This is a genomic window from Acidobacteriaceae bacterium (genome assembly GCA_028283655.1).
Classification (GTDB): domain Bacteria; phylum Acidobacteriota; class Terriglobia; order Terriglobales; family Acidobacteriaceae; genus Granulicella.
The window spans coordinates 1,176,163-1,199,048 of sequence record JAPWKE010000003.1; the positions used below are offsets into that span (position 1 = coordinate 1,176,163).

The following is a 22,886-nucleotide window of genomic DNA, read 5'->3' on the forward strand; positions in this document are numbered from 1 at the left end:
AGCTTACTGAACGATTACCTTCACCGTAGAACTCTTCGTCACAGCCGTTCCATTCACTGTCCCTGTCGCAGCAACGTTAATCGTGTACGTTCCTACAGGCGTCGGTGTGCGGGCAGAGGCGATGGATGTCGGCGTTGTAGCGGAGTTCGAGCAGCCAGAGCTTCCTACCGTTACGGCAGCGCCGATCGCGACGATTGCAAGCGTGGCCAGCTTTCTTCTGCGTGGTGCAGCGATCAAGAGAAGGAGCGCGAAGGCCCCTGCGACCAATCCGGTTGCGGCCGTCGCGCTGTGTTGCGAGTCCAAGCCACCGGTAAAGGCGAGCACGGTGAGCGTTGTCGACTGAGCCGTTGTGCTTGTGAAGTTCAGTGACGTTGCGCTGAGTGTGAGCTGTCCTGCAAAGGTGGATGTGGAGCTCAGCGTGAAAGCTACATTCCCCGTGAAGCCTCCGGTTGGAGTTACGGTAAGGACGATCCCTTGAGAGCTATCCCCAGAGGCCACGTTCACGGTAGTCGTTGTGGGTGTGAGGGTAAAGCCCTGCGTCACGGCTGTGCTTACCGTGAAGGTAAACGCGCCGACGGAGCCAGCATAGGTGCCATCGCCCGCATAGGATGCCTGCATTTTGTGGGTTCCTGCGGCAAGCCCGGTCGTGCTCAAGCTATACGTTGCCACACCGCTGCTGCTCAGTGTTGCAGAACCCATCACCGTTCCATCGAGAAGGAACTCGACGGTTCCCGTTGGCGTAGCGGTCGTGGAGGTAAAGACGCTGGTCACCGTTGCAGTGAATGTGACCGCGGAGCCAGTCGTGACGGAAGAGACGTTGCCCGCGATGTCTGTGCGCGAGCTGGCGGCTCCTGCCGGCGTCGTTGCAGTGGCCGTAACAAGCGGCCAGTCGTTTACCAGGTTGTAGGCGTCGACCGAGCCGAGACCTGAAGCACGGTCGTATCCGGTAGCCGCGGTGTAGCCGATCGTTCCGCCGCTGGCGCAGTCGGTAGAGCCAGTGGTGCATGTCACGGCATTGCTGCCTGACGTTACGTCATGGAAGACGCTGGACGCATAGCTGCTGGCCGCCAGCGTGTAGAGCGTGTTGTTGGCAACGCCAACGCGTCCGTTCTTTTGGACGACCATCGCCATGAGCCCGGAAAATACCGGAACTCCTACGCTTGTCCCGCCGATCACTGCGACCGAGCCAGTGCTGTCGTAGAAGCCGTTTGTGCAGGTGTTCGGAGTGCACAAAAGATAAGGGTCGTGATTGGCTGAGGCGCTGAAGGAAACATCCGGAACATCGCGCGTTCCATCATCGGTTATGGCTACGCCAAAGATCGTGCCGGTTTGCCACGAGGGCTTAGCAAAGTAGCTGCTGGAGCCGCCACCGCCTGCCGTCAGGTTGACGCCGCTGGTCGAGTCATTCCACACGACCTCAGGAATGTACTGCGTGGCGGAACCGCCGGTGCTTCCGTTCGTCGAACTCCAGTAGGTTCCGGTGCCTTCGCTAAACGTCGTCCCACCTACGCCCGTGACGTAAGGTGAGGACGCGGGAAAATCGACGGCGAGACCTTGTGTCGCGCTTGTCGCTTTGTAGTCGCAATCAGCCGCACCGGAGTCTCCTGCGGGGGAGACGATCGTGATGCCCTGCGCAGCTCCCTGCTCCAGCAGTTGGTTGTAATAGGCAAGCTCGCTTACGCCGAGGTCGGCTTCGCAAGTTCCGTAGCTGTTGGAGATGATCGGTGCAACGTTGTTATCGATTGCTTCTGTGATTGATCCGTTCAGTACATCGGTGGAGGTTACGAAGAGGACCGAAGCCTTCGGAGCCATCGCTCCTGCCCACTCAAGGTCCAACTCCGATTCATAGAGATCGTCGGTCGAGGGATAGCCCGGGTCCACGCCATACAACGAGACTGTGGGGGCGTTGGCCGCGAGTCCGGCGGCGGAGCGGAAGGCTGCGATGTCGGCTGGGTAAATATCCGTCTGCCCAACGACGGCGATGGTCACGCCTGTGCCGTCCGTGCCGGAAGAGATCAGGTTTTGCGCGTCATAAATCGTGTACAGATCGCCTGGAGCGAGGTAGTGCGTCGCGGATGATGATGTGAACTGCGGTGAAAGCGAACTGCTGCTCGTGGGGGACACGATGCGTCTTACGGTGCGCGGCCTCAAGGCCAGATCGTCCACCCCTGTAACGGCGGAGGTGATGTTCGATAGAGCTGCAGGCAAAGTCAGCGCCGCAGTGTTGGCGATATGCTCTTTGCCTTCTACGCTAACGCGTTGGATTTTCGTTTGGAATGCGGCTTGCGCCGTGGCTACCGTTCCCGAAAAACGCACATACTGGCCACCCCGGCCAATACTCTTCACGGTGAAGCCCTGTGCCTTCAACCACGCCTGGGCCTTGGCCAGGTCCGCGTCCGCTACGCCGAACTGTGCGCGGAAGGTTTCCGGTGTGAGCCACTGGTGATAACGCGCAGAGTGCGGGTTTTGCTGGTCGGCGAGCAGTTGAACAAGCGCCTGGCTTTGGGCATTCGTCATGCTGAAACGCAGGCTCATGTTTGGCAGCATGTCCTCAGAGGCAGCCGCTCCAAGGACGGTTGCTGAACGTAGACGAGGCGATACGCTTCCGCTTACAACGGAACGTGAACTGTTATCGACAGCACCGACGCGGACCGCTGGGCCAACCTGTGTGAATGCCGACGGGCAAGCAGAGAGAACGGTTACGACAATTGCCGACAGCACCCACCGTTTACACGTCGGAACAAGCCCCTGCATCGCCATATGCTTCCTGCAATCCATGATTTTGAAGTCTTACTACGTCTAGACGACGGACAAGGTCCATCGGGTGACGCTGCCACGAGTCTGGTGAAGAATTCAACTATATCTACAGTCCGGTGGTGTGGGCTGCCTACTGAATCGTCACCTGGAAGTAGGCTGTGTGTTTATTAGTGGTGACGCCATCTGTTCCCGCAGCGGTGATCGTGAACTGTTGCGCACCGGAAGGTGTTCCTCCGCTGGAAGAAGAGCCGCCGCCGCCCGTAGACGTCTCCGAGCGGACGGTGGTGCATCCCCCGGTTGTTCCCAGAACGAAGATAGCCATTGCCAATGCTGCGAGCTGAAGCCAGCGAACGCGACGGCGTCGGATGAATCCCAGCAGCAGAGCGCCAAGCCCGGCCACGCCTGCGAACGCGATATCGCGTCGTCCGCTATGAAGCGCGGCGGTTGCTGCTGTCGTCGTAATCGTCATAGTGGCGACGCCGCCTCCGCCTGTCAGAACGCTGGGCGAGAAGCTGCAGGTTGTTGCTGTTCCTGCTGGCGGTGTGCAGGCAAGAACAACGCTGCCGGTAAAGCCATATTGCGGAGCGACGGTAGCGAGTGCGGTTACGGTCTGGCCCTTGGTTGTCGTGGCGCTCGACGGCGAAAACACGACGCTGTAATCCTGGATCGTCACAGCGACCGCCGTGGCCGTGGATGTGGTGAAGGAGGTGGAACCGGCGAAGACCGCAAGAATCGTATGCGTGCCTGCCTTCAATCCCGTGGTCTGGAAGGACGTGAAGGCGGAGGACACTCCGCCCTGCGTGAGAGCGGCAGAACCAAGCAGCGTTTGAATGCCGCCGAAGGTGTCGTAGAAGTTCACGGTTCCGGTGGGAATGCCCGGGCTGGTGTTCGTCGTTGTTGCTACAGAGCTGACCACGACGGTGAAGATCTCGTTCGCACCCTGCAACGCGGTCGTGTAGTTCGGGGTGAGGGTGGACGTCGTATCTACCGTGGCTGCCGCAATCGTTGCCACCGTGGAGGTGCTGCTGCCGCAGTTCGTATCGCCCGCATACACCGCGTAGACGGTGTTCTTCGTGCTCGACGGAAGCGTAAGCGTGTAGGTGGCTGAGTTGGAGCTGAGAGCCGCTGAGCCTGCGGAGGCCCCATTGACGTAGAACGTTACGGCGCCTGTGCAGGTTGCGTTTGTCGTTCCAGACGCAAAGGCTACATAGGCTGTCAGGGTCTCAAGACCACCTGTGACGATGGTCGTTGGGGAAACATTCAGGCTTGTGACCGTGGCGACCTTGGTCACTTGCAGGGCTGCTGTTGCGCTAAGTCCTGTGCAGCTGAAGTTCGTTCCTGTGCAGGTGGCTGTGACGGTGTAGATTCCCACGGCCGGCGCGGTAATACTCGTAGTCGCTGTCGCGGTGGTGGTGCTTGTCGTCGTGAGTGTGCCGACGTAGGTGATGGCGGCTGCGCCAGAGTTGGGCGTCAAGGTCCAGGTCACGGTGCCGGCGGGGCCGGTTGTTCCACTGGTTGGTGTGGCCGTTAGCGTGGTCGTCAACGTCACCGTCGAACCATAGGTAACGCTTTGCGGGCTGACGGTCAGCGTGAATTGGCTGGTCGAGGAAGAAACCGTTACGGAAGCTGCAACGGCAGACACACTGGCTGCGTAGGTGGTGTCTCCACCGTAGCTTGCCGTAATGCTCTGCACGCCCGCTGTCGTCAACGCAGTGGTGAGAGTTGCTACCCCTGCGGCGTTCAATGTTCCTGTGCCCAGTACGCCCTGGGTCGCGGACGTGAACGTGACTGTTCCGGTTGGGATGACCGTGTTCGTCGCCGTCGGCACAACAGTTGCGGTCAGCGTCACGCTGCCGCCGGTTGTTACCGTTGAGGCGCTCGACGCGATGGTTGTCGTGGACGCCACAGTTCCTGAAGACGCGGCCGTCGCAACAGCCGCGCTGGTGCTGGTCGTGTAATTGGTGTCGCCCGAGTACACCGCGTAGTAGGTGTGGGCGGTCGTGCTGCTCAGAACCGTTGAGGTAAAGGCCGCGCTGGCGGTCGTTCCACTTACCGACAGGCTGGCTGCGGGAGTCAGTGCGGCGCCATCCTGATAGAACGTGACCGTGCCCGTGGGGGTGGATGTTCCCGTGAAGGCGACCGTCGCCATCAGGGTCGTGAGCTTGCCACTGACTGGAGGATTGGGGCTGACGGTCATCGCGGTGGTGGTCGTTGAGGAGGTAGAGGCCGCCGTCGTTACCGCAGTGCTTGTGCTCGTCGAAAAGTTCGTATCGCCCGAGTACACCGCATAGAAGGAGTGAGCCGTGGTTCCTGAGAGCGCGGTTGAGGTGAACGTTGCAACACCGCTGGTTACGGTTGCGGTTGGAGTAAGCGCTGCTCCGTCCTGATAGAAGGTCACAGTACCGCTCGGCGTGGTTGTTCCACTGGCGGTATAGCCAATGGTGGCCTTGAGCGTCGTTACGCTTCCGCTCACGGGAGGATTCGGCGTGATCGCCATCGTTGTCGTTGTCGTGGCGGCGGTGCTGGAGTTCGTTGTAACCGTTGCGCTCGTGCTGGTGGTGTAATTCGTATCGCCCGAGTACTTCGCGTAGAACGTGTGGGCAATGGTCGAGGAGAGACCTGAGGAGGTATAGGTCGCGACGCCATTGCTTACCGTAGCTGTCGGTACCAGTGCCGTTCCATCCTGATAGAAGGTGACGCTTCCTGTCGGCGTGGTGGATCCGCTGGCTGTGTAGCCGATCGTCGCCGTGAGCGTGGTCACGCTTCCGCTCACCGGAGGATTGGGGCTGACGGTCATCGTTGTTGTTGTGGAGGCCGTTGTTACGGCGGCTGTCGCAACGGAGGGTGAGTTACTCGTGGCATACGTCGTATCACCGGAGTACGCGGCGTAGTAGGTATGCGCGGTCGTGCTGCTGAGCGTGGTGGAGGTGTACGTGGCAACACCGTTCACCAGCGTTCCGGTAGGCGTAAGCGCAACCCCATCCTGATAGAACGTTACCGTTCCCGTGGGCGTGGTTGTCGAGCTGGTCGCTCCGGAAGCGACGGTCGCGGTGAGGGTCGTCGTCGAGCCGCTGACCGGAGGATTCGGGCTTACGGCGAGCGTGGTCGCTGAAGTCGTTGTGCCGGTGGTGATCTGTGCGTTCGAGGTCGTACTGAGATAGTTCGAGTCGCCATCATAAGTGGCCACGTAAGTATGGCTGGTCGAAGAAGGTGTTGTTACGGTCAGCGTCGCGGAGGCTGATGTGCCGGTGCCTGACAGTGTTGCCGAGCCGAGCGTAACTCCGCTGTCGGCCACGGAGATGTTTCCTACAGGTGTTGGGTAGCTTGCGCCCAGTCCTGCGACCGTGACAGTGAACGTCGTCGAGGTTCCACTGACTACCGAGGACAGCGTCGCTGTGGGTGTTCCCTGCGTCACGGTTACGTTCGCCTGAACCGGCGTGTAGCAGGTGAAGTCCGTGCTGGTTGGCGTGCAACCCGCAAGTACCACCGTGCTTCCAGCCTTCAGCGAGGGAGCCGACACCGTTGCTGTCGCCGTGCCGTTCGATCCTGAGAGCGGTGCGGTGTACGTGTTGGTATCGCTTGTTCCCTGCGGCGCTAATGTTGCCGTTCCTGTTGGCGTGCCGACGCCCGATGCGGAGCTAACGGAGATGGCTACCGACATCTGGTCGCCAAGCTTCACACTTCCTGCTGGCGTCGCCGTGATCGTCGCAGCCTCCGGAGCAATGGAGAAGCCGGTCGAGGAGCTGGAGGCGGCGTAATTGGTGTCGCCGGAGTACGCCGCCGACACGGTGTAGCTCCAGTTTGCCGCCAGAGTCTTCGTGGTGATCGTGGCGGTGCCGTTGCTCAGCGTCACGGGACCGAGCGTCGTTCCCGTGCTCATCGTGTAGGTGACTGTGCCGGTCGGCACTACGCCATTTCCCTGCCCGGAGGTGTCCTTCACCGTGGAGGTGAATGTGATGCTCTGGCCGTGGGTGGCTCCCGGGTTATCGAGAGTGACCGAGGTGTCGGTGCTGTATGTCCCACGCGGGTAGAGCTTGGCCAGCTCCGCGAGGTTCAACGTGCCCAGTCCCGTATCCGGCTCCCAGCGCCCTGGGGTTGTCGTGGAGGTGTCGTCTGGCTGCGTAAAGAGCCCTGCCGATGGAGCGAGTTCGTAGATCGTTGCAGCTACGTTGCCGAGTCTTGCTGCGGATCCGTCCGACGTCGCAGGCATTTCGCTGAGAATCTGCTCAAACGTTGCGGCCAACGCATCGATGCTGGAAACCGTGACGTCCGGGATGTGGCGCAGCCCGTCATCGGGCACACCGGAAGCCGTCTGCCATGTGGGACGAAGCTCGTCTGCGAGTGTTCCTAGTTCACCGGTCGGTGTCACAATCGCGGCGAGGCCTTCAGAGAAAGCAGCCGGCAGGCCCGTGTCTGCGGTCGTCCCCCCAGCCTCTGCCAGAACTGTGATGCCCTGTGCTGCGGCCTCTTTCAATAGATAGTGAAGAGCCGTCTGCTCGCCGTCGGTGAACTGCGAGGCACTCGCGGCAGAGTGGATGGTCAATACCCGCGCGGTATTTCCTTCGATCGCTGTCGCCAGATCTTCGAGCGAACCCCGTCCGCTGGCTGTAACGGCGGTACCGTCTGCAAGCAGCGTGAACGGATGCGCCTCCGGCACGGTTTGTACGCCGGTTATGGACTCCGTCAACGTCTCTAAATCCGTCGGTGTGGTGATCTCTTCGGTTTCGGCCGTGTAGAGCTGTCCGGCGAGACTGACCTGATGCAATCCTCCGCCAAAGGAGGACGAAAACTTAGACCTGGTCGCTGAGAGCTCGACGTGCAGACCTGTCGAGGATTCGACCTTCAGGCCTTTCTTCGCGGCATAAGCGGAGATCGTGGCCAACTGATCGCTGGTCGCTCCATATTGGCTGGTGAACTGCGCTGGCGTCAGCCATTGGTGATAGCTCGCAGAGCCGGGTGTGCCCTGGTCAGCCAGAAGTTGATCGAGCGCGGCCTGACGTGCAGCCGTGGGTTTTACAAACAGCGCGGCCTTTACCGGCGTACTTGCAGGCAAAACGCCCAGGTCCGTCGAGCCTGCGGGCAGGCTGAGAGACTGGGCAAAAAGTGGCGCAGACAGTCCTAGGGCAAGAACCGCCGCCAACCACCGAGAAGACCGGCAAGTACGCGGGAGATAGATCATAGGCAGACCTGATAAGTGTCGCGTCCGGGTGACTGGAAAGGCAAGAATCAAGAGAGCCACGAGCAACTCTTCTGTGGAAAACAGGTTCGCATCTCGCAAATCGTTCCTTTGATCGAACAATTTCCCGTTCTCGTTCGTCTATCGTTTTGTTGCCGAATGAAATATCTCATCCCTTTCCCCATCGCCCGCCTTGCCGCACTGGCTCTTGCTGTCGGCCTGCCCACCACGCTTTGGTCACAAACAGGCTCCACCGCTCCCAAGGATTCGTATGAGCAGTCGCTGGCCACTCGAACAACGGTCAAGGTACTGCCGAACGGTCTGACGATCATCATCAGTGAGCGCCACGAAGCGCCGGTTTTCAGCTTCCACACGACGATCAACGCCGGTTCGGCGAACGATCCTTCGGGTGAAAGCGGCCTGGCGCACATGTTTGAACACATCGCGTTCAAGGGCACGACCGAGATCGGCACGAAGGACTTCGAAAAGGAGAAGGTCGCGCTCGCCAATGTGGAGAAGACCAACGACCTCTACGAGGCAGAGTTGCATAACCCGCTCGGCACCAACCCGCAGCGGCTGGCCATGCTCAAGAAGATGTTCGACGATGCGGTGGCGGACGCGCAGAAGTACGTCGTTCCGAACCAATTCTCCGATCTTGCCGAGTCCAACGGCGCTGTCGGGTTGAACGCCGAGACCTCGGAGGACTCCACCGACTACTTCTGGTCGATGCCGTCGAACCGTCTTGAGCTGTGGGCTTATCTGGAGAGCTCACGCATCGGCTGGCCTGTTGCCCGCGAGTTCTACAAGGAGCGCGACGTAGTCAATGAAGAACGCCGGATGCGGATCGACTCGTCCCCACAGGGGCGCCTCGTGGAAGAGTTCCTCGCTGCGGCGTACATGGCGCATCCTTACGGCCGTCCCGGCGTTGGCTGGGAGTCAGACATCACGCAGGTCACCGCTACCGAAGCCGCGGCGTTCCATAAGAAGTACTACGTTCCTTCGAACATCGTTGTGGCGCTGGTGGGCGACATCGACCCAAAGACCGCCCTGCCGATGCTGGAGAAGTACTTTGGCCGCATCCCTGCAGGCCCGGCGCCGAAGCCCCTCGTCACCGTGGAGCCGAAGCAGAACGCTGAGCGCGACGTAGTGCTGCATGAGCGCACGCAACCCATGTTCCTCGAGGGCTACCACCGTCCGGACTTCCACTCTCCTGACGATGCGACCTTCTCTGCCATCCAGGACATCTTCTCGAACGGCCGCACCTCGCGTCTCTACCGTTCGCTGGTGCGCGACCAACATCTCGCACAGGTTGCGGAAGGCTTCTCCGGCTTCCCCGGTCAGAAGTATCCCAGCATGTTTGCGTTCTATGCGATTCCCCTCTCAGGCCACACGGCAGAGGAGATGGCTCCGGCGATCCAGAAGGAGCTTGATCGTCTGAAGACGGAAGATGTTTCCGACGCTGAGCTCGAGCGCTTCAAGGCTTCCGCCCGCGCCGGGCTGCTTCGCTCTCTCGGTGACAATGCAACGCTTGCGGCCCAGCTGGCCGACTATCAGACCCGCTTCGGCGATTGGAAACACATGTTTGAAGACCTTGCAGAGATTGACGCTGTGACCAAGGCGGACATTCGCCGCGTCGCACAGCAAACGTTTGTGCCCTCCAACCGCACGACGGCACGCATCGAGTTTCAGGCCCCATCTGCTCCGGCAGTAGCAGGAGGTGCACGATGAACTTCACCAAGCTCGCGGCCTCTTTCGTTCTTGTTGCCAGTACCGTCGCCGTCTTTGCGCAGGATTATCCCCACGCGCAGCAGCCGTGGACACACATCGCCACGCCGCCCCTGCGTGGCTTCCACCCCGCAAAGCCGACGCGCATTCAACTACCGAACGGCGTACAGATATTCCTCGAAGAGGACCATGAACTGCCATTCATCTCGGGCTTCATCCGTGTGCGTGGCGGAGCGCGAGACGAACCGGCGGACAAGCTCGGGCTCGTCTCACTCTACGGTCAGGCATGGCGCACCTCTGGCACGTCTTCCACGCCCGGCGATCAACTCGACGACCAGCTTGCGCTGAAGGCCGCCTCCATCGAAACCGGTGGCGGGCAGGCCTCGACGTATGTGACCTGGAACAGCTTCACGAAGGACTTTGACTCGACCTTCGCCTCTGCCATCGACCTGCTGCTACATCCGAAGTTCCAAGAGCAGAAAGTTGAGCTGGCAAAGCGTTCGATGATGACCTCCATCCTCCGCCGTAACGATGACGCCGCTTCCATTGCAGCGCGTGAAGCGGTCGAGATTGCGTACGGCCGGACGAATCCTTACGGCCGCGAAGCCCAGTTGGCAACGGTGTCGTCCATCACGCTGGACGATCTCGATGCGTGGCACAAGCGCACAGTCGTTGGCTCGAACCTTATCGTTGGCCTCGTTGGCGACTTCGACTCCAAAGAGGTAGAGGCGAAGCTGAAAGCCGCGTTTGAGCCAATCCCGCGCGGAGAGAAGCTGCCTGCACCGGTGGTGACCTTCAGTGCTCCAAAGCCGGGCGTGTACTTCGCAGCGAAGAGCGATGTCGATCAATCGAACATCTACCTCGTCGGCCTTGGCACGGAGCAGTCGAACCCCGACTACTACGCGCTTACGGTGATGAACGAGATCTTCTCAGGCGGTTTCGCGTCCCGCGTCGTTCAGAACGTCCGGACGCGGCTTGGCCTGGCGTACGACGTAGGCGGCTCTTTTGGGGCGGCGTACGATCATCCCGGCCTCTTCGCCATCAATGCCGGAACCCGCTCGAACAAGACGGTTGCAGCCACACAGGCGATTCTGGACGAGGTCCGCAAACTTCGCACCGAGCCGCCTACGGAAGCGGAACTTCGCCGCGCCAAGGACGATCTCCTGAACAGCTTCGTCTTCCGCTACGACGATACGGAGAAGATCCTCGGCGAGCAGGTCACGTTGGCCGTCTACGACTACCCTGCCGACTTCCTGGAGCGTTACCGCACCGGTGTGGAGAAGGTAACGGTTGCGGATATCGAGCGTGTCGCGCAGAAGTACGTTCAACCGGAGAAGCTGGCGACCGTGGTCGTGGGCAATCCAGCTGAAATCGACCCGCCCCTGACCAACCTCGGCCCGGTGACGAAGCTCGACATCGCCATCCCCGGTGCGCCAAAAGAGTAGTTTCGCCAGGAGTACAACTGACGCCAAGGACTTGCTAAACTAGTCCTTGGCGTCAGTTTTCTTTGCGCCACTAATTGGAGAAAAGACACACCATGTCGCAGAACAACGGCACTTCCCCCTCGCTTCGACTCAAGACCGGCCTCGCTGAAATGCTCAAAGGCGGCGTCATTATGGACGTCATGGACGTCGAGCAGGCGCGTATCGCGGAAGAAGCCGGAGCTATCTCGGTGATGGCGCTTGAGCGTGTACCGGCAATGATCCGCGCCGAAGGCGGCGTAGCTCGCATGGCAAACCCCGGGCTGATCAAGCAGATCATGCAGGTTGTCAATATCCCGGTAATGGCGAAAGCCCGCATCGGGCACTTCGTCGAAGCGCAGATTCTGCAGGAACTCGGCGTCGATTTCATCGACGAGAGCGAGGTCCTCACGCCCGCTGACGAGCAGTTCCACATCGACAAGCATGCTTTCAAGACGCCGTTCGTTTGCGGCGCGAAGAACCTCGGTGAAGCTCTCCGTCGCATCGCGGAAGGCGCAGCGATGATCCGCACCAAGGGCGAGCCCGGCACGGGCGACGTCGTTCACGCGGTTACGCACATGCGCACTATCGTGCGCGAGATGAAGGCTCTCACCGTACTCGACGATACCGAGCTTTATCACGCTGCCAAGAACCTGCAGGCCCCGTACGAATTGGTTCGCATGGTCGCTAAGGAAGGTAAGCTGCCGGTACCGAACTTCTCCGCAGGCGGCATTGCGACCCCGGCGGACGCAGCCCTGATGATGCAGCTTGGTGCAGAGACGGTCTTTGTTGGATCAGGCATCTTCATGAAGGACGGCGCAACGCCGCTCGACCTGACGCCTGGCGGCAAGGAGCGCGAGGAAGCGATCTCGCGTGCTCGTGCCATCGTCATCGCAGCTACGCACTTCAGCGACGCGAAGATCGTTGCCGATGCCAGTGAGCAGGTGAAGGGGCACATGAAGGGCCTGGCTGCTGCTGCCATCGAAGAAAAAGACCGTATGCAGACCCGCGGCTGGTAACTCAGCCGCAGTTCAGGAATGACCTTGTCAGAAGCAGTAACGAACAACGTGGCACACATTGGCGTCCTTGCTCTGCAAGGCGCCTTTGACGTGCACGCAAAGCGCCTCACAGAGCTCGGTGCGGAGTCACACCTTGTGCGCAAGCCGGAACAGCTTGCGGCGCTCGATGGCATCGTCATCCCCGGCGGGGAAAGCTCGACCTTTCTTTGGCATCTGGAGCTTGCGGGCTTCTACGATGTGCTGCTGGAATTTGTTCGCACCAAGCCGACCTTCGGCACCTGCGCTGGCTGCATTCTTCTCGCCAAAGAAGTTCTGAACCCTGCTCAGCGATCTTTCGGTGTCCTCGACGTCACGGTGGAGCGCAACGCGTATGGCCGCCAGAATGATTCGGCGATTCTAAGCGGAGAGACCTCGCTGTCCGGTGGACCGCTGGAGACCGTCTATATCCGTGCTCCGCGTATCGCCCGCACAGGGCCAGAGGTTGAGACGATGGCGAGTCGTGATGGTTCGCCAACACTGGTGCGGCAGGGGCACATTCTGGCAGCAACGTTTCATCCTGAGTTGAGCGAAGATCGACGCGTGCATCAATACTTCCTCGACATGGTGACCGCCAGCACACGCTGACGCAGCGCCACGGTGAGACAATCACACCATGCCCGCTTGTGCCGCGATGATAGAGCTGCTGCGTTGGCCGTTGCCTGTCGACGCGGGCAATCACGCTGCGTTTGACACCTATCTGCGGCTTAGTCTCGACGCGATCCTCGCACTCTTCGCCCTGGCAAACATCCTGCTCTTTTTCGGAGTGCTGGCACGCCGACGAACGTCGCGTCCCGTCCACAAGCTCACGCTGGAGTACATCCCGCTCGCGCTCTTCATGGGTCTGCTCATCGCTGTGGCGGTGCACGCTGAGCGGATGTGGGCGCATCAACGATTCGTGGGTGCTGCGCCCGATGCGCTACAGGTTGAAGTCACAGGGATGCAGTTCGCCTGGTACTTCCGCTACCCAGGCCATGATGCCCGCTTTGGGCGCACCAGCCCGACGCTCGTCGCTCCCGGCGAAGGCAATCCTCTCGGTCTGGATGCCGTAGATCCAGCCAGCAAGGATGACATCGTCAGCTCTGAACTCGTGCTGCCTGCGGGCCGCGAAGTCGACCTCGCGCTCGAGTCGCAGGACGTTATTCACGGCTTCAGCGTGCCTGCTCTTCGGTTGAAGCAGAACGCGGTTCCCGGACAGCGAGCGCACGTCCACTTCACCGCGACAAAGCCTGGCCGCTATGCCATCCTCTGCACTCAGGTCTGTGGGCTGGGGCACTTCCGCATGTCGTCCACCTTGCGAGTGGTCACACCGGAAGAGTTCACGGCATGGCTCCACGCGCATGAGGTGCAGCGATGAACCGTTGGCTGCATCATCGCTTCGTCGGCTTCGGGTATCTCGCCATCGCAGCGGTTGCCGTGGTTGTGGGCACGTTTCTTTCGCTTGTCATGCGTATCCATCTCGCATGGCCTGAGTACGTCTTCCCTGTTCACGGAATCATCAAGCCGGAAGAGTACCTCGCACTCGTCACAATGCACGGTACGATGATGCTCTTCTTCGTGATGACCGTGGCTCCGCTCTCGGCGTTCAGTAACCTGATTCTGCCCGCCCAGATCGGCGCAACGCGTATGAGCTTTCCTCGGCTGAACCTCTTCGCGATGCTGCTCACCGGCTTCTCGTTCCTCGTGCTTTGTGCGGCGTTCGTTGTTCCCGGCGGCGCGCCTATCGGGGGCTGGACAGCCTATCCGCCGCTCTCGGTTTCTGCCCTAGCGGGCCCGGGCCAGGGCCTTGGCATGGACCTTTGGCTTGCCTCCATCGCGCTCTTCGGCATTGCCTCAACGGCAGGCGCGGTGAATACGCTGACAACCATCGTCAAACGCCGCTGCCCCGGCATGTCCTGGACGCGTCTTCCGCTCACCGTGTGGGCGTGGCTTACAGCGAACATGCTGGCCGTGATTGCGTTCAGTGTGCTGCTGGCAGCGCTGGTCCTGCTCTTCTGTGACCGTCACCTCGACACGACGTTCTTCATCCCGACAACCGACCTCATCAATGGCGTCCAGGTCGTTTCGCCGGGGGCACATCGAGGCTCCGGATCGCCGCTGCTATGGCTGCATCTGTTCTGGTTCTTCGGCCACCCGGAGGTCTACATCGCCATCCTTCCGGGCATGGGGCTTACCTCCATGGTGCTGGCAAACTTCGCACATCGCCGCGTCTTCGGCTACCGCATTATGATCGCGACCACGGTGCTCATCGGCATGCTCGGCATCCTTGTCTGGGGACACCACATGTTTGTCGCCGGGCTGAACCCGTTTGCTGGCGCGCTCTTCTCGGTTTCGTCACTCGCCATCGCGCTGCCGTCCTCTGCCAAGGTTCTCTCGTGGCTCGCGACCTCCTGGCGTTCGCGGATGCGTCTGGACACGCCCGCACTCTTCGCCCTCGGCTTTGTCTCGCTGTTTATTGCGGGCGGACTTACTGGCCCAATCCTGGCGCAGCCGATTCTCGACGAGTTCCTGCACAACACCTTCTTCGTCGTCGCACACTTCCACCTCATCATGGCACTTGCCGGTGTCTTCGGGCTCTTCTGCGCGACGTACTACTGGTTCCCTCTGCTCTTCGGTACGAAGCTCAACGAAGGGCTCGGTAAGTGGCACTTCTGGCTGACGATCCTCTTCGCCTACTCGACGTTCCTTCCGATGCACCTCACCGGCATCGCCGGCGAACCTCGCCATTACGCGCAACTGAACGGAATGGCTGGCCCAGCAGCGACGTTACTCGCCGCCACACTTCCGCTGCAGCGCCACGTCTCGTCGTCGGCCATCGCGTTAGCAACAGCGCAGTTGCTCTTTCTTTTCAACCTGATCTGGACGTTAAAACGACGCATCCCTGCAGGAACGAATCCGTGGAACGCGACCACGATGGAGTGGGCCCCGCCTTTAACGCCAGTCCGCACCTTCCGAGGCCCCTGCGAGTACAGCGACGACGGGCAAAGCTTCCGCCCGCAATGGAGCGAAGATGCTCTTCAAAGCATCGAACGAGAGTAATCTACTTTCAAAGGCTGACCCTATGCCCACCATACTGACACCGCCGGAGATTCGCCGCCACGCCGAGGAAGAGCATCACCTTGGCGAAAACGACAACGGAAACGGTCGTCGTCCGCCCACCGACAAGAAGACCGGTGGGAACGGGGATGGGGACAACTGGGACGCCCGACCGCAAGGCCGCCGTGGCCCTCGCGAGCGCCTGAAGCAGGCACGTATCGGTCTCTTTCTGGCAGTCGCGGCCGATGCGATGTTCTTCATTGCACTCGTCGGTGCCTTCTTCGTGCAGCGCGTCTCCGGCCACTTCGACGCCTACAACCGTTACATCAATGAATGGCTTCCGATCACGCTGCCGTCAATCCTCTGGATCAATACGGCCATGCTCTTCCTCTCATCCGTCACGGCTGAAATCGCACGCCAGGGTATGTTCCATGAGCACGATGCGCTGGAAGAGTGGATCGGCCTTGGTCGCCCCATCTCGAAGCGCGCGGGCCTCTGGCTGGGTGCCACGCTCTTCTTCGGGGCGCTCTTTCTTGCGGGACAGTTTGCGGCCTGGCAGCAGCTAAGCCTGCAGCACGTCTACGCGAGCGACAACCCCTCAAGCCACTACTTCTACCTCATCACCATCGCGCACGCGATCCATCTTGCCATCGGCATCGGCGCTTTGTTGACGGCGATGATGATCCTTCGCAAGGGGCGTTCCCTGCTGACGCGGCAGGTCTGGGTCGACTGCTCCGTCTGGTACTGGCACGCTATGGGGTTGCTCTGGGTAGGACTCTTCCTGCTGCTGGAGTTCGGCCAGTGATCCGCTCACTGCGCTCTGCGTCAACACGCTATCTCTGGATCGTCGGTTTCCTTTTGCTCTCTCACGCAGCGCAGTGCCTTGCTCAGGGCTGCGCCCTCTGCCTGGACTCCACGCGGGCCACGCCGCCAGCGGTGCAGGCAGGCTACCGTCACGCGATCCTGCTGATGGGCGGAGCAGGCGCTGCGATCTTCATCGCAGGCCTTGCTCTCTTTCGCCGCGAACGCTGACTAAGGCTTCAGGAAGATCTTCATCGATCCCGGCTGCGGGTTCGACGCCAGGTCAATCGCCTTCGCCGCATCCTCCAGCGAGAAGCGGTGCGAGATCAGCTTCGTCAAATCGAGCTTGCCTGAGCGATAGCCTTCGAAGACCAGGTCGATGCCTTCCTGCTGAATCGCAACTGACGCCGAGTACGAGCCCATCAGCGTCTTCTCATCCATGCAGACTGCCGCCGGATCAAACGGCGCTTCGCCATGCTGTGTGGAGGCAAAAAGCATCACGCGGCCACCAGGACGAATCGCCTCCATCGCCTGCGCGATGATCTTGTCCGAGCCAACAGCAACCAGCGCCACATCCGCACCGCGGCCTTCGGTGACGTCCTTGCATGCAGCCACCACATCGCCCCGTGCATCCAGCGGATGGTCCAGACCATACTGCGCAGCCACGGCATGACGCTCGGCGTACATATCGCTCGTCAGCACGGTAGCCCCTGTCTGGCGAGCCAACGCTGCCAGCAGAATCCCGATGCTCCCCTGCCCGATCACCAGCACGGTGTCATCGGACTCCAGTTCCAGCAGACGGATCGCCTTGAAGCAGGTGTTCACCGGCTCGATCCACGCAGCCTGCTCGAACGGAATATCGTCAGGAATACGAATCAGGCCGGCAGGCGTTACACCGTCGCCCACAATCCAATCCATCACGCGGATGTACTCCGCAAAGCCACCACCAGACGGTGCGCCTACGCCAGCCGTCGTTCCAACCAGCTTGTAGCGTTCGCACTGCGCAAACGTCTTCTTGCGGCAGTAGAAGCACTCGCCGCAAGGGATGTGATGGAACGCCATCACACGATCACCTACGGCGAAGCCGTTAACCCCTTCACCAACGCGAGTGATCGTGCCCGCCATCTCATGCCCGAAGACTCGCGGAGCCGAGTGCGACCCGGTATGAATCTTCTTCAGGTCCGTCCCGCAGATCCCGCAGGAATCAATGCGCACGAGCACTTCGCCGGGACCAATCTCCGGCACAGGAACCACTTCGGTTCGAACGTCATCCACGCCGCGGTAAACGGCAGCCTTCATCGTCATTGCCACTGCATCAGCCATCCCGTCTAGGATATCGCGCTATGCGTCGGCAATCACCTGTTCAAGCTTCACGGTCAGCTCTTTGAGAGCCGCAGTCGAGCCCTTGCCCAGCGTCATAGCCTTGCCCCACAGCCACGGACGAGCAGCGGTGTAGAGCGCGAACGCACCCGTCCGGAACGAGCCATGCTTGCCCGCAAACTTAGACATCCCTTCGAGCTCAAAATCGTGCGCATCGGAGATGCCCTTGATCGCGCGGAACGGAATGCTGTGTGCCCTTGCCAGCCGCGCAACGGTCGCGGCCTCCATGTCCACCATCGACGCGCCGTAGGCCGCTGCCAGGCGAGCCTTCTCCGCAACGCTTGCGATCGTCGCCGTCGTGGCCAGCACAAGCTCTGTGGTCGAAGCCGCACCGTAACGCTCGCCGCTCTGCGTGTCGATTACCACCCGAGCTTCCGCAATCTGGCCCGGCGTAAGCAACGGCGAGCAGGCCCCGGCCAGCCCTACCGAGAGCAGCTGCTGCACCTCGCCGCAAGCCTCTACCGCTAGCGTGGCCCGTTCGCTTCCCATCCCTGCCGCAACCAGAACAGCGTTCCCTCGCTGCACGCGAAAAACGCCCTGCTGCAACAATGTTGCAGCAGGCTTTGCATCCCCAAGCAGCCCTGCCAACTCTCGCGGCAACGCCGCCACAATGCCTATTCGAGCCATCTCTTCTATCGCTTTCTGCCGCGAGCCTGCGGCGGACAGGTCGAGTCGCGCACCACCAACTCCGGATCCACCAGCAACTGCTTGGCGTGGGAATGATCGGCATCTGCCGAAATTTGCCGAATCACCGTCTCTGCCGCCAGCATTCCCATCGTCCGCAGCGGTTGCCGCACGGTCGTCAGGCCGGGGTTCTGGAACGCCGCCGACTGAATATCATCGAATCCCACCACGGAGACATCCTGTGGCACACTCAGTCCCGCCTCGCGCAGCGCACGCACGGCTCCGATCGCAGAGACATCGTTGAACGCAAAGATCGCTGTAAACGGCACATCGCTCGCAAGCAAACGCTGCGTCGCGAAGTACCCCGGCTCATGCGACGGAGCATCGCCTTCAAGACGAGCCACCAGCCGCTCATCCAGCTTTACATTCGCCCTCTCGGCTGCCGCCTCAATGGCCTCCCAGCGCGACTCGGTGTCCGAACTGAAGGCCTGTCCCTTGATCACCGCAATACTCTTGTGCCCCATCCCTGCAAGATGATCAATCGCCTGTTCAGCCGCTCGGCGATGGTTCAGCACGATGTTCGTAATGCCCTCGTGCTCCTCTGGGCAAGAGATCGTTACGGTCGGGATAGGGGGATGCTGCTGCAGAATCGTATCTATAACCACAAGCCCATCCACCGCACGCTCAATCAGCAGCGCCTGCGCGCGTTCGATCAACTCTTCGCGGTGATGATGGCTGATCAATAGATAGAAGTAGCCTGCCTGCTGCAAGCCCTGCTCCAGCCCCGCGAGAACCAGCGTGGCATAGCCCTCGCTGATCTCAGGAACCAGAACGCCGATCGTCAGCGATTTCCCATGCCGCAGGGACCGCGCCAGCACATTGGGCCGGTAATTCAGCAGCTTTGCCGCTGCAAAAATACGATCTTGTGTCGCCTTTGGAATCGACTTCGCCGCCGGGGAATGATTCAGTACCCGCGATATAGCTGCGACAGAAAGGCCCAGATGCTCCGCAATCGTGGAAAGCGATGTCGGCTTGGTGCCACGCGCAGGTTGTTTCGAGGGGGCAGGGTTTTCAGCGGCCATCTCTCTATCCTGCCACGCAGAGCAGAAAACCACATCTGCGAAGAATGCATCACAGAACAGGTTACGAGTTGTGTTTTCAAAATCCTAGCTTGGCGTACACAGTACGCCTTGACATTGGTATAGCCAAAGGCGCATATTGCACCGTGGCTCAAACGTTTGCCTAAACCAGTTAGGGTTAGGCCGCTTCTGCAACAACTTTTGGAGGCAGTACATGAAATTCCACCTCAAATCCGGCCGCTGCACGCGTCCTGCGCTCTATGCGCTGGCTGCTGTCGCAATCACGGCTGGCTCTGCTACGGCACACGCTCAGTTCCGTACTTCGATCCAGGGTACCGTTACCGATCCCTCAGGCGCTGTTATTCCCAACGCCAAGCTGGATCTGAAGGATAACCAGACCAACCAGGTCCGCAGCATCGTTTCCGATGCCAGCGGCGTCTTCACCTTCCAAGCGCTTCCCGCCGATCACTTCACCCTGACCATCACCAGCACAGGCTTCAAGAAGAAGGTTTATAGCGACCTGACCTTCATCCCTGAGCAGGCCAACTCTCTGCAGGTTCAGCTCGACCTGGGGGCTGCGGATACGACGATCAACGTCGACGCTTCGACCGTCCCAGTGATCGATACGCAGACCTCGAATATCGGCGCGACGATCTCCGCCAACCAGATCCAGCACATGCCGGTCTTCAACAACGACGTCTTCACGCTCAGCCAACTGGCCCCCGGCGTTGTGGCCGACGGTGCACAGAGTGCTGGTGGCGGCGTCTTCACGAACCCTGGCAACCAGGGCCCAGGTGGTTCGACCAGCAGCGGTGCACGTCCGACGGAAAATGGTGTTCAGGCCAACGCTAACGGTCAGAACTACAGCAACAACGGAATTTCGCTTGACGGTATCAGCACCGTTTCGGCGGTCTGGGGCGGAACGACGATCATCACCCCGAACCCTGACTCTGTAGACAACGTTCGTGTTGTAACGAACAACTACGATGCTGAAGACGGTCGCTTCGCTGGCGCCCAGACTCTTGTCACATCGAAGTCTGGTACAAACCAGCTGCATGGATCGGCCTTCCTTTCGATTCATCGCCCTGGCTTGAATGCTTACAACAAGCAGACGATCGCTTCTCAAACGCCCCAGCGCAATAACGCGCGCTTCAACTACTACGGCGGAACGCTGGGCGGTCCGATCTGGAAGGACAAGGTTTTTGCGTTCTTCTCGTTTGAGTCAAGCCCGCAGACCTCTAATACAACGGGTCTCGCCTGGTACGAAACGCCGGCCTTCCGCGCACTTGCTCAGACGGGCAGCATCGCATCAACGTATCTGGGACAGACTGGTGGCGTTCCCAACGGAACGCTCGTTGCGAACCAGCCGACTTGCGCGGACGCTGGCCGTTCGACAGCAAACTGCGCAGTCATCGCAGGTCAGGGTCTTGATATCGGTTCTCGTTTGACCGGCGCTCTCGGAACGCAGGATCTTACGACCGATGGCACGAACCAGAACCCTGGTGTTGGTGGCGGCCTCGACGGCGTTGCTGATATCGCTTACTACAACACGGTCAATCCCACGTCTTCCTACTACCGCCAGTTCAACGGTCGTCTGGATGCGAACGTGACGAACAAGGATCACCTTGCCTTCACGATCTACTGGGTACCGCAGGGCGATAGCACCTACACCGGTGGAACTCGCGATTACAACTACTTCGTTCACAATCAGGTCAGCCAGGCCATGTCGACGATCTGGGATCACACGTTTACGCCGACTTTCGTCAACGAAGCTCGTGCAAACGTCTCAGGCTGGCGCTGGAACGAATTCACGTCCAATCCGCAGCAGCTTGTAGGTCTTGCACCAGCCGCGTTTGACGTCAACTTCGGTACGGCTTCCACCTCAACGATGAGCCAGTTCGGTACCTCCATCGGTTCGCATCTTGACCAATGGACGATCGCTTACAAGGATGTAGCCACGAAGACACTCGGCAGCCACACGATCAAGTTTGGCGCAGAGTATACCGGCCTGCACTACCTGCTCGATCCAACAGCGCAGCCGACCTACGACTTCTACAACGTATGGGACTTCCTCAACGATGCTCCCTACAAGGAGTCTGGCAACTTCAACTACCAGACGGGCAAGCCCGGTGGTGTGCGTCAGGACGAGCGTGAGAACCTGTGGGGCGGATTCATCCAGGACGACTGGAAGATCAAGCCGAACATGACTCTGCACGCAGGTCTTCGTTACTCCTACTTTGGCGCTCTCTACTCCAAGCAAAACGCGCTTCCTTCGATCACGCTCGGCTCAGGAGCTAGTGCCTTCACAAACATGCGCGCGGTTCAGGGACACAATCTCTGGAATCCTGATAAGTACAACTTCGGTCCTCAGCTTGGTTTCAACTGGAGCCCGGAGATGTTCAACAACAAGATGGTCGTTCGCGCTGGCTATGGCCTCTCGTTCAACCAGAGCGAAATTGCGATCACTGCGAACACTGGCTATAACCCGCCGGTTCAAAACTCCATTACCTTCCAGTTCAACTCTCCGTCGAACTCAGGTACCAACGGCAGCCAGATTCTCTACGCTGTTTCGAGCGACCTGAACTCGACAAACGGCTTCCCCGCGAATCCGAATGCGGTTACGTCGTACAACACGAACAGCTTGCCGACTGCCGGCAATGCAAGCATGACCATCCTCGGCGATGGAAACGGCAAGTACCCCACGATCTATGTTCAGCATTACTCGGCTGATGTGGAGTACCAGTTCCCGTTCCAGATCGTTGCCTCGTTGGGCTATCAGGGTAGCGTTTCTCGCCACCTCATCACTCAGCAGACACCGAATGCCTACGCAGTCGTTCGTGGCTACACGCTCAACCCCCTCGTTCCGAACGGTGGTGGCAGCGTTTACCTGAACGCAGGCAGCGCAAACAACAACTCGATGCTGGTCGAAGTGAAGCACCCATTCGCGCATCACTTCACCATCGATGGTCAGTTCCAGTGGGCAAAGAGCCTTGATGTCAATGGCTCGGGCCCGTACTCGGAAGATGCTTACTACCCGGCTAACGCTGGATCGTCGTATGGTCCTTCGGACTTCAACGTCGGCAAGATGGGTAAGGTCTATGGCCTCTGGCAGCCAGTCTTCTTCCATGGCGACAAGCGTTGGATTGAAAAGATTGCTGGCGGCTGGTCGCTTAGCGGTATCTTCAACTGGCACACAGGCTATCCCTTCTCGCCGTCGTATGGCATCAGCCAGTCGCTGTATTGCAACAGCTGCGGTTACACCTCGCTTCGTCCTTACTACAACGGCCGCGGTGGCAACGATCACAGTAACAATGCGTTCATTCATGGAACGAACTTCCAGAACACAGGCACGGCCACCACGCAGACTGCAACCGTTAACGGCAACGCGAACACCGTTGTTGCTTACAACGATAACTACTTCAACATTGCAAACTTCACGAACTCGATCACCTGGCAGAACGCTGCTGGTGGCGTAACCCCGACACAGGCACTGCCGAACCCTGCAGGAATGCGTCGCAACGGGTTCGTCGGTCCGAGCTATCGTGACGTGGATATGTCGCTCGTCAAGGCATTCGGCGTTCCTAACACTCGCCTGCTGGGTGACAACGCTAAGCTCGAGCTTCGTGCTGATGCGCTCAACCTCTTCAATCTGTTGAACCTCAACCCCAGCAGTGTTACGACCGCAATCGGATCTGGTTTCGGAAGCGATGTCGTTGCTCTGAGTGGTCGTCAAATTACCTTCCAGGCTCGCTTCAGCTTCTAAGCGAGTCCGGTTCTTGCATCCCTGAGAGCA

Annotated in this window: 14 protein-coding genes; 9 read left to right on the forward strand and 5 right to left on the reverse strand. The window is 59.9% G+C overall.

The annotated features are described in order from the left end of the window. Window positions 1–3 precede the first annotated feature (3 nt). Both PW792_07820 and PW792_07825 read right to left on the reverse strand, forming a co-directional pair. Window positions 4–2,535, reverse strand: coding sequence for a protease pro-enzyme activation domain-containing protein (locus PW792_07820; GenBank protein ID MDE1161839.1), 2,532 nt, complete (start codon window positions 2,533–2,535; stop codon window positions 4–6). Window positions 2,536–2,887: 352 nt separating this feature from the next. Beyond that, a complete protein-coding gene (locus tag PW792_07825) occupies window positions 2,888–7,936 on the reverse strand; it encodes an Ig-like domain repeat protein (GenBank protein MDE1161840.1) in 5,049 nt (1,682 codons plus the stop codon). A gap of 156 nt (window positions 7,937–8,092) precedes the next feature. Here PW792_07825 and PW792_07830 point away from each other — a divergent pair, with 156 nt between their 5' ends. The 8 genes from PW792_07830 (at window position 8,093) to PW792_07865 (ending at window position 16,241) form a co-directional block, all read left to right on the forward strand. Further along, the gene (locus tag PW792_07830) at window positions 8,093–9,661 is read left to right on the forward strand and encodes a pitrilysin family protein (GenBank protein ID MDE1161841.1); all 1,569 of its coding nucleotides are present in this window, start codon (window positions 8,093–8,095) and stop codon (window positions 9,659–9,661) included. Beyond that, window positions 9,658–11,103: a pitrilysin family protein gene (locus tag PW792_07835; protein ID MDE1161842.1), complete on the forward strand. Its 1,446-nt coding sequence runs from the start codon at window positions 9,658–9,660 to the stop codon at window positions 11,101–11,103. The genes PW792_07830 and PW792_07835 overlap by 4 nt, the downstream gene beginning before the upstream one ends. A 92-nt stretch (window positions 11,104–11,195) precedes the next feature. After that, window positions 11,196–12,137 carry a pyridoxal 5'-phosphate synthase lyase subunit PdxS gene (gene pdxS / locus PW792_07840; protein MDE1161843.1) on the forward strand — a complete coding sequence of 314 codons (942 nt, stop codon included), beginning with the start codon at window positions 11,196–11,198 and terminating at the stop codon, window positions 12,135–12,137. 24 nt (window positions 12,138–12,161) lie between these two features. Further along, window positions 12,162–12,761: a pyridoxal 5'-phosphate synthase glutaminase subunit PdxT gene (gene pdxT, locus PW792_07845; GenBank protein ID MDE1161844.1), complete on the forward strand. Its 600-nt coding sequence runs from the start codon at window positions 12,162–12,164 to the stop codon at window positions 12,759–12,761. 28 nt (window positions 12,762–12,789) lie between these two features. Continuing rightward, entirely contained in the window at window positions 12,790–13,530 is a 741-nt protein-coding gene (locus PW792_07850) for a cytochrome C oxidase subunit II (protein MDE1161845.1), read from the forward strand. Next, window positions 13,527–15,212 (forward strand): cbb3-type cytochrome c oxidase subunit I, encoded by a 1,686-nt coding sequence (locus PW792_07855; GenBank protein MDE1161846.1) that lies wholly within the window; start codon window positions 13,527–13,529, stop codon window positions 15,210–15,212. Before PW792_07850 ends, PW792_07855 begins: the two co-directional genes overlap by 4 nt. 22 nt (window positions 15,213–15,234) lie before the next feature. Beyond that, window positions 15,235–16,014, forward strand: a complete 780-nt coding sequence (locus PW792_07860; protein ID MDE1161847.1) for a cytochrome c oxidase subunit 3 — start codon at window positions 15,235–15,237, stop codon at window positions 16,012–16,014. Further along, entirely contained in the window at window positions 16,011–16,241 is a 231-nt protein-coding gene (locus tag PW792_07865) for a hypothetical protein (protein MDE1161848.1), read from the forward strand. The genes PW792_07860 and PW792_07865 overlap by 4 nt, the downstream gene beginning before the upstream one ends. Here PW792_07865 and PW792_07870 read toward each other — a convergent pair whose 3' ends face one another. From PW792_07870 to PW792_07880, 3 genes are read right to left on the reverse strand one after another with little or no spacing between them, the layout of a single operon-like run. After that, window positions 16,242–17,333: a zinc-dependent dehydrogenase gene (locus tag PW792_07870; GenBank protein MDE1161849.1), complete on the reverse strand. Its 1,092-nt coding sequence runs from the start codon at window positions 17,331–17,333 to the stop codon at window positions 16,242–16,244. Between the two features lie 18 nt (window positions 17,334–17,351). Further along, a complete protein-coding gene (locus PW792_07875) occupies window positions 17,352–18,017 on the reverse strand; it encodes a phosphorylase (GenBank protein MDE1161850.1) in 666 nt (221 codons plus the stop codon). Window positions 18,018–18,022: 5 nt separating this feature from the next. After that, a complete protein-coding gene (locus PW792_07880) occupies window positions 18,023–19,096 on the reverse strand; it encodes a LacI family DNA-binding transcriptional regulator (protein MDE1161851.1) in 1,074 nt (357 codons plus the stop codon). Window positions 19,097–19,307: 211 nt separating this feature from the next. Here PW792_07880 and PW792_07885 point away from each other — a divergent pair, with 211 nt between their 5' ends. Continuing rightward, window positions 19,308–22,856, forward strand: coding sequence for a carboxypeptidase-like regulatory domain-containing protein (locus PW792_07885; GenBank protein ID MDE1161852.1), 3,549 nt, complete (start codon window positions 19,308–19,310; stop codon window positions 22,854–22,856). The last annotated feature ends 30 nt before the right edge of the window (window positions 22,857–22,886 follow it).

Excerpts from the sequence above, each read along its gene's own strand:
- PW792_07825 (MDE1161840.1), bottom strand. The coding sequence starts at position 7,936 with ATGATCTATCTCCCGCGTACTTGCCGGTCTTCTCGGTGGTTGGCGGCG.
- pdxS (MDE1161843.1), top strand. The coding sequence starts at position 11,196 with ATGTCGCAGAACAACGGCACTTCCCCCTCGCTTCGACTCAAGACCGGC.
- PW792_07885 (MDE1161852.1), top strand. The coding sequence starts at position 19,308 with ATGAAATTCCACCTCAAATCCGGCCGCTGCACGCGTCCTGCGCTCTAT.
- PW792_07830 (MDE1161841.1), top strand. The coding sequence starts at position 8,093 with ATGAAATATCTCATCCCTTTCCCCATCGCCCGCCTTGCCGCACTGGCT.
- PW792_07855 (MDE1161846.1), top strand. The coding sequence starts at position 13,527 with ATGAACCGTTGGCTGCATCATCGCTTCGTCGGCTTCGGGTATCTCGCC.
- PW792_07820 (MDE1161839.1), bottom strand. The coding sequence starts at position 2,535 with ATGAGCCTGCGTTTCAGCATGACGAATGCCCAAAGCCAGGCGCTTGTT.
- PW792_07870 (MDE1161849.1), bottom strand. The coding sequence starts at position 17,333 with ATGGCTGATGCAGTGGCAATGACGATGAAGGCTGCCGTTTACCGCGGC.
- PW792_07860 (MDE1161847.1), top strand. The coding sequence starts at position 15,235 with ATGCCCACCATACTGACACCGCCGGAGATTCGCCGCCACGCCGAGGAA.
- PW792_07835 (MDE1161842.1), top strand. The coding sequence starts at position 9,658 with ATGAACTTCACCAAGCTCGCGGCCTCTTTCGTTCTTGTTGCCAGTACC.
- PW792_07850 (MDE1161845.1), top strand. The coding sequence starts at position 12,790 with ATGCCCGCTTGTGCCGCGATGATAGAGCTGCTGCGTTGGCCGTTGCCT.
- PW792_07880 (MDE1161851.1), bottom strand. The coding sequence starts at position 19,096 with ATGGCCGCTGAAAACCCTGCCCCCTCGAAACAACCTGCGCGTGGCACC.
- PW792_07875 (MDE1161850.1), bottom strand. The coding sequence starts at position 18,017 with ATGGCTCGAATAGGCATTGTGGCGGCGTTGCCGCGAGAGTTGGCAGGG.